Annotated in this window: 10 protein-coding genes and 2 pseudogenes; 6 read left to right on the top strand and 6 right to left on the bottom strand. The window is 43.0% G+C overall.

Annotated features, from left to right (window positions below):
• Window positions 1-15: 15 nt before the first annotated feature.
• Window positions 16-408, top strand: a complete 393-nt coding sequence (locus CV014_RS10450) for a hypothetical protein (protein WP_236141960.1) — start codon at window positions 16-18, stop codon at window positions 406-408.
• Window positions 409-477: 69 nt separating this feature from the next.
• Here CV014_RS10450 and CV014_RS10445 read toward each other — a convergent pair.
• The 4 genes and pseudogenes from CV014_RS10445 to CV014_RS10430 form a co-directional block, all read right to left on the bottom strand.
• A pseudogene (locus CV014_RS10445) lies at window positions 478-2,078 on the bottom strand (iron uptake porin).
• A 366-nt stretch (window positions 2,079-2,444) separates the two neighbouring features.
• Window positions 2,445-3,443 carry an ABC transporter permease subunit gene (locus tag CV014_RS10440; protein WP_103137811.1) on the bottom strand — a complete coding sequence of 333 codons (999 nt, stop codon included), beginning with the start codon at window positions 3,441-3,443 and terminating at the stop codon, window positions 2,445-2,447.
• Complete coding sequence (locus tag CV014_RS10435) at window positions 3,440-4,990, bottom strand: sugar ABC transporter ATP-binding protein (RefSeq protein WP_329608369.1); 1,551 nt, start codon at window positions 4,988-4,990, stop codon at window positions 3,440-3,442. The genes CV014_RS10440 and CV014_RS10435 overlap by 4 nt, the downstream gene beginning before the upstream one ends.
• 119 nt (window positions 4,991-5,109) lie before the next feature.
• On the bottom strand, window positions 5,110-6,123 hold the full coding sequence (locus tag CV014_RS10430) for an ABC transporter substrate-binding protein (protein WP_236141958.1): 1,014 nt from the start codon (window positions 6,121-6,123) through the stop codon (window positions 5,110-5,112).
• Between the two features lie 216 nt (window positions 6,124-6,339).
• Between CV014_RS10430 and CV014_RS10425 the strand changes: the two genes are divergently transcribed.
• Window positions 6,340-7,443 carry a LacI family DNA-binding transcriptional regulator gene (locus CV014_RS10425; RefSeq protein ID WP_236141957.1) on the top strand — a complete coding sequence of 368 codons (1,104 nt, stop codon included), beginning with the start codon at window positions 6,340-6,342 and terminating at the stop codon, window positions 7,441-7,443.
• A 288-nt stretch (window positions 7,444-7,731) separates the two neighbouring features.
• Here the strand turns inward: CV014_RS10425 and CV014_RS10420 are convergent, their stop codons facing one another.
• Complete coding sequence (locus tag CV014_RS10420; RefSeq protein ID WP_236141956.1) at window positions 7,732-8,256, bottom strand: DUF937 domain-containing protein; 525 nt, start codon at window positions 8,254-8,256, stop codon at window positions 7,732-7,734.
• A 366-nt stretch (window positions 8,257-8,622) separates the two neighbouring features.
• Here CV014_RS10420 and CV014_RS10415 point away from each other — a divergent pair, with 366 nt between their 5' ends.
• Window positions 8,623-10,176: a YcjF family protein gene (locus CV014_RS10415; RefSeq protein WP_236141995.1), complete on the top strand. Its 1,554-nt coding sequence runs from the start codon at window positions 8,623-8,625 to the stop codon at window positions 10,174-10,176.
• On the opposite strand, the gene CV014_RS10410 is transcribed toward CV014_RS10415, so the two are convergent.
• On the bottom strand, window positions 10,127-10,366 hold the full coding sequence (locus CV014_RS10410) for a hypothetical protein (RefSeq protein ID WP_236141955.1): 240 nt from the start codon (window positions 10,364-10,366) through the stop codon (window positions 10,127-10,129). The two genes, CV014_RS10415 and CV014_RS10410, sit on opposite strands and share 50 nt — an antisense overlap.
• Before the next feature lie 205 nt (window positions 10,367-10,571).
• On the opposite strand from CV014_RS10410, the gene CV014_RS10405 reads away from it, so the two are divergent.
• The 3 genes and pseudogenes from CV014_RS10405 to CV014_RS10395 all read left to right on the top strand — a co-directional run bounded on the left by CV014_RS10405 (window position 10,572) and on the right by CV014_RS10395 (window position 13,918).
• A complete protein-coding gene (locus CV014_RS10405) occupies window positions 10,572-12,296 on the top strand; it encodes a serine/threonine-protein kinase (protein WP_236141954.1) in 1,725 nt (574 codons plus the stop codon).
• Window positions 12,297-12,355: 59 nt separating this feature from the next.
• Window positions 12,356-12,622, top strand: a pseudogene (locus CV014_RS10400) (element excision factor XisH family protein); the annotation flags it as partial.
• A 96-nt stretch (window positions 12,623-12,718) separates the two neighbouring features.
• Window positions 12,719-13,918, top strand: coding sequence for an IS4 family transposase (locus tag CV014_RS10395; protein WP_236141326.1), 1,200 nt, complete (start codon window positions 12,719-12,721; stop codon window positions 13,916-13,918).
• Window positions 13,919-13,923 lie beyond the last annotated feature (5 nt).

Genomic DNA, 13,923 nt, shown 5'->3' with positions numbered 1-13,923 from the left:
AAGCGGAAGATGTAGATGAATACACACACCTTTGATCATCATTATGTTATTTGCCCTATCTGCCAAAGACATACTAGGGCAAAGGTATTGAAAACTTATATCGGTTTATTTAGTTGTCCGTATTGTCAAGAAAGACTAGTGGTTTGTCAAAGCGGACATTATGTGCGTGATCCGTTTGTGTTGAATCAAATGCTGATTTGTTCAGCAATCCGTCGTCAAAGCAGTCCTCTAGCTAGAATTATCCGTGATTTTGTTCTGTGTAAGCGTCCGTGGCTGGCTTTAGCTTTAGGGGGTGCGATTGTGTTTGGGGTGCTGGCTGTGACTCAAAAAGCTACTAATTATGAAGAGCAGAGGTTAACGCCAGAATTGGGAATGGGGGATTGGGGAACTAGGGATTTGAGGTTTTAAATTGGAGATTTTGGATTTGAGATTTTGGATTTGAGATGGAACAAGTTCCCAATCTCAAATCTCAAATCATTAAAAATCAAAGGTTGTACGTAATACTCCTACATATTGCGTATCGTTGTGACTGTTGTTTTCGGGGTTTAAAATCATCCAAACACCAGGAGTCACTGAGATATGATCGTTAAGTCGCAAGCGATAGAATGCTTCGATGTGATAGGAGTTATCCCCTTCTTCTCGGACATCACTGTGAGTAACACGGGGCGGTAAACCTAAGAGAATTCCTGGTAAGTTGCCTTTACCTCCCACATCTGGAAATGACATCCCAATCGCCCCAAACCAAGCGTTGGCGTTGTCTCCACTATTGACGAATAAGGAATCTGTGCTACCTCTACCGTTGGAAATATTACTGAAGCCAGAGTTCTTGGCAGTTGCCCAGATATAGCCGCCCCAAGCATGAACTTGGAAATTAGGAGAAAACCGATAGTATCCTTGTACACCAACCATACTATTAGAAGTGGCAATGCTATCACCAAAAGGTGCGCTAGATAAAGCACTACCTCTTCCGGCTGTGATATCTACACTGCCACCAGGGCTATATCCTTGGGAGTAAGCCACACCTACTGCACCTTGTTTACCGTAGTAAACAAGATGGGCTAAGGCGTTGTATCCGCCGTCAAATAAACCATTTTTTGGACTGGGGTTATTGGGACTGTTGGCTAAATAGCCGAGAGTTAAAATCAAGTCTTCGCTAATTTTCCAGTTAGCAGCAGCACCGCCGCCACCCTCTCAAACAGCAAACTGTTTTTCCCAAATAATGAAGGGATACCATTACCATCATCGGCGATCGCGGCGGGTGTGACATTATCTGTGATGTCGTTATAGCCGATACCTACAGGGCCAACAACGAAGGAGAGGGAATCACTGACGGGGAAGTAGTAACGAATGTGCGGCACGAATAAATCATTGTTACTATCATGATCAAAGTTTAGGCGTGTCATGCCTGTGCCTGTAGCTGTGGCTATTTGACTTGAGCCTGCATTGTTGGCAAAGTTGCCAAATTCTAATCTGACTCGCAATAAATCTTTGCCAGTAAAACTACTTTCTAAGTTGAGACGGCCACGGGTGGCAAAAAAGAGGTTAGATTCATCCCGTGTACCGCCGACTTTATTGCCAAATGTGTCGCTAACCGCAGTAATAATTTGACCACTCAGCTTGGTAGTGGTGGAAAACTGCTGCTGTTCTAACGTGGCGGTACGTGCCTCTAAACTATCTACTCGACCACGTAGGGTTGCTAATTCGGCTGCAAAGTCGGTTTGTAATTTTTGCAACACTGCTAGGTCTTCTTGATTGACTAAATTGCTAGTAGATGTGGCAATTAATTCATTGATGCGGTCTAAGCAAGCATTTATACCTGCGGCGAATTCATAACGAGTTAAAGCACGGTTGCCGCGATAGGTGGCGTTAGGATAACCAGCAATACAACCGTAGCGTTCTACTAATGATTGCAATGCGGCAAATGCCCAGTCCGTTGGTTGGACATCGGAGAATTGAGAAACTGAGGTGACTTGTCCTTGGTCGATATCTGCGGATTGAGAATTATCTACGGGTGCGGCTAGGACGGCTGGAGATGCCAACAATAGAAGCGGCAAACTCGATAAAAGGTGTTTCAGCATTGGGTGTAGTGTGATGTTTGGCTAGATATGGGTAAAAATCTGCATGAAAAATTAGAAATCTCTCGTTATATGTATCGGTGTTGGAGAGGTTTCAATTTTTGGCGTTGCTGATTGAGAATATGAATTGTCTCACGCAAAGGCGCAAAGGCGCGAAGGAACAAAGGAAAAGAAAAGTATTGTACAAGGACGGGGTTTTCAACCCAATTTTTCGATAAAAGTGCAGAGAGGAGAGAAGGAGAGTTATGAATGAACAGCAGGGGAGCAGGGGGAAAAATCACGCCACTTGCGGGTGAGGTACTTTTAGTTCCCCCTGCCCTCCTCACCCTGCCCTCTGCCTCTGATCAAACCCTCCTGTAACTGTGGTTTTTAACGTCGAGAACGTCTGCGGAGTCTGTCAATCATGACTGCGGCGATGATGACTAAGCCTTTAACGACTAGTTGCCAGAAGTAGGACATATTGAGCAGAGTTAGGCCGTTGTTGAGGACGGCAATGATTAATGCACCAAGGAGTGTACCGCCGATAGTGCCTATCCCACCTGTGAAACTTGTACCACCTAGAATTACGGCTGCGATCGCATCTAATTCATAACCCTGTCCTAAAATGCCTGTGGCACTATACAGGCGACTAGCACTCATAATTCCGGCTAAACCTGAGAGTAATCCACTCAAACCATAGACAAATAGCAATACGCGATTGACTTTAATGCCGGTTAATCTGGCGGCGCGTTCGTTACCACCAACGGCGTAAATCTGCACACCTAAAACTGTTTGTCGCAGTACAAACCAACTTACAGCTACCGTCAGTAAGGCGAGGATCACTAACCAAGGAAGAGGGCCGACATAGCTATTACCCACCCAAGCAAAATTGATGTTGCGGTTAATTACTGTCGTACCGTTGGCAACTAGAAAAGCCGCACCCCGCAAGGCAGTTAATGAACCCAAGGTGACAATAAACGGCGGTACATCCAAAAAGGTAATTAACGCACCGTTGAGTAAACCCAAAAGCAATCCCGTGACTAAAGCCGCAGGTACAGCTAACCAACCCAACGCCGGTAGTAAAGATACTAAAACTGCAACTACCGCAGATACGGCCAAGATTGAACCCACGGAAAGGTCAATACCACCGGTGAGAATCACAAAGGTCATCCCCGTTGCCAAGACAATATTAATTGATGCCTGACGTAAGATATTGACGGCGTTACCTGGTGTGAAAAAGTTGGGACTCAGCAGGGAAAATAAGATACAGATGATGACTAAAATCGGTAAAATCCCTGCTACTTGCAGTAAGTTGTTGATGGATTTGCGCCGATTAGCTGAGGAATTTTGATTGGGTCTGTTGTTGATTGGTCTTAAAGTTTGACTCATGATGCAGATACCTCCGATGCTCCAGTTGCATAGTGCATAATGTTTTCTTGGGTAATTTCCTTGCCTGGGGTGTCGTCAAGTTCACCGACTAACTTGCCTTCGCGCATGACTAAAACGCGATCGCTCATACCCACAATCTCTGGTAGTTCACTAGAAACCATGAGAATTGCTACCCCTTGGGCTGCTAAATCGCTAATAATGCGGTAAATTTCGCTTTTCGCGCCGATATCTACGCCGCGTGTGGGTTCATCCAACATCAAGACTCTAGGATTAATGGCTAGCCAACGGGCTAACAGCAGTTTTTGTTGATTACCACCGGAAAGATCCACGGCTCTAATTTCCAAATTAGCCAGTCGGATATGAAAGTTTTCGACGGCTTCCGTGGCAATTTTATTGACTGAACCCCAGTTGACAATACCTGCTTTGGCATCCTGTTTGAGTCGATTGAGTCCAATGTTCTTACGGGAACTCATTTCCAGAAATAAACCTTGGTCTTTGCGGTCTTCTGGGACGTAGCCAATCCCAGCTGCAATGGCATCAGTCGGGGAATTAATCTCTAATTTTTTGCCATTGAGGAAGACTTCACCACTGATTTTGCGGTCAGCACCGAAAATCAACCGTGATATTTCGGAACGGCCTGCACCAACTAACCCCGATAATCCCAAAATTTCGCCAGCACGCAGTTGAAAACTAGTTGGCTGCACTTTGCGTCCGTCACTAATATTTCTGACTTCTAGCACCACTTTTCCAGGATTTTTCTGCCGTTGATGTTCGTAAAAGTCCTGCATGGAACGGCCAACCATCATCTGTACTAATCGCTGGGGGGAAATTTCCTCACGGGTGAGACTGCCGATATATTGACCATCTCGCAGTACACTAATCCGGTCAGCTAGAGCATAGATTTCTTCCATACGATGGCTGATGTAGATAATAGCAATGCCATCATGGCGAAGTTTGCGAATTACCTCAAACAAACGCTCAGTTTCACGGTCAGACAGGGCTGCGGTTGGCTCATCCATCACCAAAATCCGACTGTTGTCTTTTAAAGCCCTGGCAATTTCGACTTGTTGTTGTTCTGCGATCGCTAATTTTCCCACTATAGTCTGCGGTGAAAAACTAGCTCCCAAACTGTCTAACACTTGTTGGGCTTCGAGTTCCATGCTTTTGCGGTCTAAAAACTGACCCTTTTGCAACTCACTCCCCATAAAAATGTTTTCAGTGACAGTTAAATTGGGTGCAACATTTAATTCTTGGTAGATCAGATTAATTCCCGCTTGTCTTGCTGTACCTGGATCAGTAATTTGCACAGGTTGACCATGAATGCAAATCTCACCTTCATCGGCAATATAAGCCCCAGCTAAGATTTTCATTAATGTGCTTTTACCTGCGCCATTTTCACCCATGAGGGCGTGAACCTCTCCTGGATAAATGGTGAGATTAACACCCTGTAAAGCCGGAACACCATGAAATCGTTTCGCAATCCCTTGCATTTCTAATACAGGTGTGGCAGTCGCCGGGGGGAAATTGGTTTTAATATTTGTTGTCATGATTATTAAGTGATGAGTGCTGAGTGCTGAGTAAGGAGTAAGGAGTAATGAGTAGTTGGTAGGAAATCTTACTTCTTCCCTCCCCCATGCCCCATGCCCCATTCCCTATGCCCCATTCCCTACCATCCAGTCGATGTACTAACGTTCTCTTTGGTGATCAGCTTGGCGGGAATCAATATGTTGGGTGATGCGGGCTTTTTGCCATGTAAGATGTCGTTACCTACCTGAACTGCTGTTTCTGTCATTCCTCTGGGGTTTTGGGTAGCTGTTGCTGCATAGAGGCTATCTTGAGAGGCGATCGCTTCGATGGCTTCGGGTGCGCCGTCAACTCCTACAATGAAAAAGTCTCGCCGTTTGGCTTGATTGGCAGCTAAATCTACTCCTACGCCACTAGGATCATTGATGGCGAAGACTGCATCTATCTTGGGAAAGGTGACTAGTAAATCACTCATCACTCTTAGTCCCCCATCTCGGCTACCTTCGGCGTTTTGGTCTTTGGATAGGATTTTGATATCGGGATATTTGGTTAATACTTTTAAGCAACCATCCACTCGCTGAATTACGGAAGTGACCGGTGGCCCGTTAACTATCACTACGTTGCCTTTACCTTGGAGGCGATCAACAATATATTGGCAGCTAATTTCACCGGCTTGCAAGTTATTAGTGGTGACGGTTGCGTCTACTTCTGCGTCTACGCCTGTGTCTACTGCAATGACAATTTTGCCTGCTTTTCTAGCTTGGTCAACTGCTGGTCTAATGCCTTTAGAATCAGCCGCATTGAGAATAATAATGTCAGTATTTGCAGCTACGAAATTTTCAATTTGGTTAAATTGCTGATTTAAGTCATAGCCACTAGAAACTACTGTCACTCTGACATCATCACCACCAATTTTTTTCGCTGCTTTTTCTGCACCTTTAGCCATGACGACGAAAAAAGGATTACTTAAATCGCCCAGAGTTACACCAACGGAACGTAATTTGGTAGTCTGTATACTGTTATCACTAACGTTTTTAGCTTCTGTTGGTGTGGCTAGGTCAGCATTGGGAGAAACGTTTGTACAGCCGACAAGAGAGCTACCGATAATACTTAATAAAGTTGTTGATAAAGTAATTTTATTCACATTCCTTGACATCCTATAACGCATTTTTAGTTAACAAAAGTCAACAGAATTTACATCTGTTAAATGTTCATATTCTGAAATATCAAACCAACTACCCAAGCTGAAGTAATGGGTTGTGGAGTGAGAGACACCTATAAATTTTGGTGTGATTAATTGTTAGGGGTGGTGTTTATGCACAGGTGTGCATTACTGATGTTTTTTATTTTTGCACACCTGTGCATAAAAAATATGTTAATTTTATTTACGTTACTTACAGCCATGCTGAACATGAGTAAACGGAAAGTGTCCATTGAAGATATTGCTCGCAAAGCGGGTGTTTCCCATTCCACGGTTTCCCGTGCTTTACGAGATAGTCCGTTGATTAGTGCGAGGGTGCGGGAGGAAATCAAACGACTAGCGCAGGAGATGAACTATGTACCGAATGCGATCGCCCAAAGTTTACAAAATCAACGTACCTATACTGTTGGGGTAATTGTCACTTCCATTGCTGATCCCTTTTTTGGTGAACTAGTAGAGGGAATTGAAGAAGTCGCCAAACAAGCAGGTTTAAATGTTTTATTAAATGCTTCCCACGGAGACTTTGAGCAAGAACTAGCCGCCATTGAGAATTTTCACTATCGGAGAGTAGACGGGATTGTCATAGCTGACTCCCGCATTAGTAAACAATACACAAAGCAGTTAACACAATTGACTGTACCAACAGTTCTGATCAACGTTGATACTGATGATCGCGGTGAAATATTTCACTCCGTTTCTATAGATGATCGCCTAGGTGGTTCTTTAGCCGTCAAACATCTCATAGATTTAGGACACACCTGCATCGGATATCTAGGTGTAGGTGATGGTAGCAAAGCCGAACAACAGCGTTTAGAAGGGTATAAAATAGCTCTTAATAATGCGGGTTTACCACAAAATAATCATTGGGTGGCAATTCCTGAACGCAATTCTGAAAACTATAAAAATAAAGACATTGATATTGGTAAAGAAATGCTCTCTCAACTAGTAGAGGCAGGAGTAACTAGTATTTTTTGTTATAACGATATGGTGGCAGTCGGCGCACTTTTAGCTTGTAAAGAATTAGGTGTGATAGTTCCAGAAGATTTAAGTCTAGTGGGATTTGATAATACGGCTCTCAGCAGTTACGTTACACCACCACTGACAACGGTTAGTCAACGAATGTTAGAAATGGGTCAATTGGCTATGACAATGCTACTGGAATTATTTCAAGGAAAAACTGTAGAAAACCTGCTGTTATCGCCGTTTTTAGTGGAAAGGAGCAGTTCTACAACAGTTAGTCAACGGAAAGTTTCTGTGGTGTCTGGAAGAATGTGAGGTTTGTTGAGTATTGGCTATTGTAAGGGCGGATCTCACAAAAATATCTGTTTTAAGTAGAACAAGGTAAATAATTAAAGGTTTGTAGTGAGAACTTTAGTTCTCTCTTCGTTAGCGTAGCGTGTCGTAGACAGACGCTCCGCTAACAGAAAAGGACTAAAGTCCTTACTACAAACTGAATCCTCGTATTTTTAGATTGCTTAATATAGTTTGGTTTTTCCACTCGTTCTACTGAAAGTGTGAATATCTCACAGAACCCGCCCCTACTGACACCAATTAAAAATGTGGTTATCTGCGAACATACCGGCTAGCTAATTGGATAGCGTCAGCGATATCAACATCGCCGTCACCGTCTGCATCTAGGAAATTATTTAAAACTGGATTTCCAGCAGTTTGAGCATTTTGGACATTAGATCCAGATTGCAGGAAATTCAACACTAAAGGTACAACAATCGGGAGTAATTGTTGAATTGTGTTTGCATCTAAACCAGTATGCTGGGCTGCTATACCTGCAACTTGTTGTTGTTTGTCGGGAGAAAATAGCGCGTTAACGGCTTGTGGATCAAAAGAATTACCAGCATACTGATTTACTAAAGCCTGTGCTGATTCATTGCCTTGGCTGGCTTGCTTTTGTTGTAAAGCGGCGCGGACATAGTTACCTACAACCCCGATTACAGATTGTATGGTGCCTGGATCTGTACCAGTTGTTGTACTCAAATCCTGTACAGTGTTGATAATACCTTCTATTTGACCCATATTACCTTGTAGATTTGGGTTGTTGACAGCACTGAGAATTTGATCAAAAAGTCCCATAGTGTTGATTTCTCCTTTTGTCTTAGTAAGCCGGGGCAGAGGACAAGGGGCAGGGAGCAGGGGAAGCAAGGTAGAATTTCTGAGCCGATGCCCAATGCCCAGTCCCTATTGTGCAGGAATTGTAGATGTAAAACTATAGACTTAAGGATGAGAAATAGAAAGAGCGATCGCTAATATTCCAATACAGTTCAGTTAAGAAAACAGTTTGTAGTGAGGACTTTAGTCCTCATCTAAGGACTGAAGTCCTTACTACGAACTTTCCCTTACACCCTTACACCCCTACACCCCTACACCCTTACACCCTTACACCCTCACAACGTTAAGATTAGAAGCATTGGGATAATTAGTATTTGACCAATGCCACACATACCTCTGTCGCGCCTAGTCACGTTAATTGTTGGTTTAATTGTCATTTTGGGACTCGCCTTGTGGCTGATTGATTCCCTGTCTCGTTTGTATTGGCAATTATCCTATTCGCCATTTTTGGGCAATTTGCTGCTGTTGCTGCTGATTGTCTTAGTTGGTGGTTTGGTTGCAGCGTTTGTTTATTATGTACTGGTGTTACAGGCTGGTGAACAACGTTCCCGTCGCCGTCGTCAACGGGTGACACCAGCACAAATTCCGGCGGCTAAATCAGATGCAGCTTCTTCTACTTTGCAAGCTGTCAGACAACAAGTGGCGCAAATTCAAGATGAAGTCACACGCCAAGCTTTACTCAGCCGTACCAAGGAGATTGAAGCTAATTTAGCCAGGGGTGAGATTCAAGTTGTGGTGTTTGGCACTGGGAGTGCTGGCAAAACTTCCTTGGTGAATGCGATTATGGGGCGCATGGTAGGGAGAGTAGACGCGCCAATGGGGACGACTACAGCCGGGGAAACCTACTGTTTACGGCTAAAGGGAATGGAGAGGAAAATTTTAATTACTGATACACCAGGGATTTTAGAGGCTGGGGTAGCAGGAACAGAACGGGAACAATTAGCTAGGGCGTTGGCAACGGAGGCAGATTTACTATTATTTGTGGTGGATAATGATTTACGACGGTCAGAGTATGAACCACTTCGAGGTTTAGCGGAAATTGGTAAGCGATCGCTTTTGGTTCTCAATAAGACAGACTTATATACAGACGAAGATAAGGAAGTCATCCTAGCACGGTTACGCCAACGGGTGCGGGGATTTATTGCTACAAACGATGTAGTGGCGATCGCGGCGAATCCCCAATCTGCTCAACTAGAAACTGGGGAAATCTTCCAACCAGAACCAGATATTGTCCCCTTACTGCGGCGCATGGCGGCTATTTTACGGGCTGAGGGTGAGGATTTAGTTGCAGATAATATTCTCTTGCAATCTCTGCGCTTAGGGGAAGAGGCGCGCAAACTCATCGATGCTCAACGCCGCCGCCAAGCTGATAAAATCGTCGAGAGGTTTCAGTGGATTGGGGCCGGTGTAGTATCAGTGACACCTCTACCCGTAGTAGATTTACTAGCAACAGCCGCCGTCAATGCCCAAATGGTCGTTGAGATTGGTAGAGTCTATGGTTGTGAATTAAACATGGAACGGGGGCGAGAGTTAGCCCTATCTTTAGCCAAGACAATTGCCAGTTTAGGTATAGTCAAAGGGGCAATTCAATTACTCACGACAGCTTTGCAATTAAATGTAGCAACATTTGTAATTGGCAGAGCTATTCAAGGCGTGACAGCCGCATATTTAACCCGTATTGCTGGGAAAAGTTTTATTGAATATTTCCGCCATGATCAAGACTGGGGTGATGGCGGAATGACGGAAGTAGTACAGCGACAGTTCCAAATCAATCGTCGGGATGAATTTATTAAAGCATTCGTGCAGGAGGCGATCGCTAAAGTCGTCAAACCACTCACCCAAAAAGCGGAAGTTGTTGAGGAAGATACAGAAGTACAGGGTTAATGAGTAATGAGTAATGAGTAATGAGTAATGAGTAATGAGTAATGAGTAATGAGTAATGAGTAATGAGTAATGAGTAATGAGTAATGAGTAATGAGTAATGAGTTGAGAAATGAATTCTACCTTCCAATTCCCAATCCCCAGTCCCCAATCCCCAATCCCCAATCCCCAATCCCCAATCCCCAGTCCCCAATATTCTCGTGAACAGCTAAAGTTGTACAATCATACAAATTTAGTATTAACGTAGCTTATTTCTCAAGTAAAAATACTTAACAAACCTGCTGCGAATAATTAAATCCATGCCTTACTGATTTATCTTTAAGTCATTCCGGAAACAGTAGGGAAGGGAGGAAAACTTATATAAGGACTAACTCAGTAACCAGCTCATGAACCACCACATGATCGGTAAAGTACTGCAAGCACGCTACCAAATTATCCAAAGCCTGGGTGCAGGCGTATTCGGACAAACATACCTAGCGGTGGATATTCAGTACCCACATACACCTAAATGTGTAGTTAAACAACTCAAAGTTAACCATCTACACCCTAGCTACTTAGACACTATTAGATTACGTTTTCTCACGGAAACCTCTACTCTCAAGCAACTAGGAAATCACGATCAAATTCCCGAATTTATCGCTTGTTTTGAAGAAAATGAGCGTTTCTATCTAGTACAAGAATATATCGCAGGTCACTCCTTATCGGCGGAACTCCCCATCAGTCAACAATGGGGTTGTTTGTGGACTGAGGAAGAGGTTGTGACATTTTTAGAGGATGCTTTGGAAATTTTAGAGTTTGTTCACTCCCAAGGTGTCATTCACTGCGATATTAAACCAGAAAATATCATTAGGCGTGCTGCTAATGGGAAGTTAGTCCTGATTGATTTTGGTTCTATCCAATCAATCAACTTGGGAATGGATGCCGATTTATCAATTTATCAAGCTCCAACGACTTCTTTGGGTTATATTCCAGCAGAGCAATTTGTGGGACAAACTCAGCCCAATAGTGATATTTATGCTTTGGGGATGATTGCGATTCAGGCTTTGACTGGATTAGAACCACTGCAATTAAAAATAGATCCTCTAACGAATGAAATTATTTGGCGTTCTGCGGATACACCGGTTGGTGATTATCTAGCGGCTATCTTAAGTCAGATGATTCGCTATAATTATCAGCAACGTTTTCAGTCGGCGGCGGATGTGTTGCGTGTCCTCAGACAGATGGTGTGGGAAACTGCAATCACAAAAGTTACCACAACCGAGGAAATTCAAAATTACGTAGCAGAACCAACTTCAGAATCGGCATCACCGTTACTGACAGGAATTAAAGTAGGATTGGCGGTCAATTCTATTTTGATGGGTGTGGGAGCTTATTCTTTAGTCAATACTTCACCAATTCCATCTGAGACAGATATTTTATACAAAGCAACTAAAGAATATCAAGGTGGAGATTTAAAGCAGGCGATCGCTCTAGCTAGATCGATTCCGTCTTATAGTAATGTGTATCCAGATGCCCAAGCCACTATCGAAAGTTGGCAACAGCAATGGCAAGTAGCAGCGCAAATATATTCTTTAGCTGAACAAGCGTTAGCTGAAGGGAACTGGTCAGATGTCTTCTCAGCTGCTAATCAAGTGCCTGATATTTTATACTGGCAAACTAAAGTTCATGAATTAACAAAGCAGGCTCAAGGAAATATCGAAGCTCAAACAAAAAATTTATTATCTCAAGCATATGCCAAAGCTGAAGTTAGGGATTTTTCGTCAGCATTAGAATATCTGCGTCAAATTCCCAAAGAAAGTTCGGCAGGTTCTTTAGTACAAAAGAAATTGGTCGAATACAATCAAAAACGTCAAATTAGAGCCGCCTATTTTTTACATCAAGCGCGTAAACAAGCATTAGCTGGTAACTTTGACCGTGCAGTGAAGTTTCTCCATAAGATTCCTAAAGATACCCCTGTATATGCTCAAGCTCAACTAAAGCTGAATGAGTACAATCAAAAGCTAAATCCTCAAAGTCAAAATTTAGCTTACAACGCCGCTTCTGTAGCTCGTAATCATCAGCCAGTGATTAGGGTGCAGAATGTGCAGCCAGAACATGAACTACAAGAAGTCAATATTCGTTAGGGTTAAAAATGCAACTACAAGATATCTTTAAGATATGGGCAGTATTATATTAGGTATCTATGTCTGCTAAAGATATCTTTCATGAGGTTGTGAAAATAGCTTTACATAAGGACGGTTGGCAAATCACCCATGACCCGCTTTTGTTTAATGTGGGGGGTGTAAAAATGTCCATTGATTTGGCAGCAGAAAAGCTGATTGCAGCAGAAAGGAAGGATGAAAAAATTGCTGTAGAAGTCAAAAGTTTTCTAGAGAGGTCATCTGCTATCTCAGAATTTCACACTGCTTTGGGTCAATTTATTAATTATAGAGCTGCATTAAGACTGAGAGGGTGACAAGGCAACTCTAAGCTAGATGGGACAAAACTTTGAGAAGATAGTGGAGACAAAAAATAGGGAGCATTTTTGCGGCTCCCTGGAAAAAATATGTTTCCTGAATCTTACCAAAAAACCCTGCGTACCCATCTGAATGAAACCCAGTATCTAACTTTACAGCTTTTGTTGTTATTGCTACAAGTTCATCGTCAGGTCAAACTCTCCGTTTTAGCGAGTGTTTTTCCCCAACCGATTCAATATGGCAGTCGCAAACGCAACATACAACGCTTTTTGAACTTGCCGCAACTCCATGTCAAACTTTTATGGTTTCCCTTGATAAAATATTGGATAAGACAAGTACAAAGGGGACGAAACTTAAATCGAGACCAGCGTCGTCGTCTCCAGAAACTCAAACACCATAAATATGGATATTGGCTCATCGCAATTGACAGAACCCAATGGCAGGGAAGAAATGTATTTATGGTGAGCTTAGTCTGGGGAACTCATGCTCTTCCTTTGTATTGGGAGGTTTTAAAACAGGTAGGAAACAGTAATTTTCACACTCAAAAACGTCTCCTAAAAACAGTGCTGACTTTATTGAAAAACTATCCGGTTTTAGTATTAGGAGACCGAGAATTTCACAGTCCTAAACTGGCTCAATGGCTGGATGAAAGGGGTGTATTCTTCGCTCTGAGGCAGAAAAAAGACCTGCATTTCCAAACAGCATTGAATCAGGAGTATCAAGTTCTAAAAAATCTGGGATTCCAACCGGGAATGTCTAAATTCTATCAGGGAGTGAGGTGCAATAAAGGGGATGGAATTGGACTATTTAATCTGGCTATCTATTGGAAACGAAAATATAATAATCAGGGAGCAAAAGAACCTTGGTATATCTTAACTAACCTCCCAACATTACAACAAGCATTGGCAGTCTATCGTTGTCGTTGGGGTATTGAACAAATGTTCAAGGATTATAAAACAAGTGGCTATAACTTGGAAGATACCAAGGTTAATGACACCCGTTTTTTAGCCTTAGTCTTGTTGATTGCCTTAGCTTATAGTTTGGCGACAATGCAGGGGCAACAAATGAAAAAATTAGGCATAGATATCTATGCTGGACGTATCCAATCACACAAAGACCAGACCCCACGCCAGAGTCACTTTAGCTTTGGACTCTACGGACAACGATGGCGTTATGGGATGGAATTATGGGCTGATTGGGTCTTGAGTCTGATTGCCCTCAAACCCCATAAACGACTCTATTTTCAGCGTGGCTTTTATGCCCTCTCCCTTATGCACCAACCTTTATAGGTAGC

It is taken from the genome of Nostoc sp. CMAA1605, assembly GCF_021596505.1.
Taxonomy (GTDB): domain Bacteria; phylum Cyanobacteriota; class Cyanobacteriia; order Cyanobacteriales; family Nostocaceae; genus Trichormus.
This window is presented reverse-complemented; position numbering and strand designations above follow the sequence as displayed.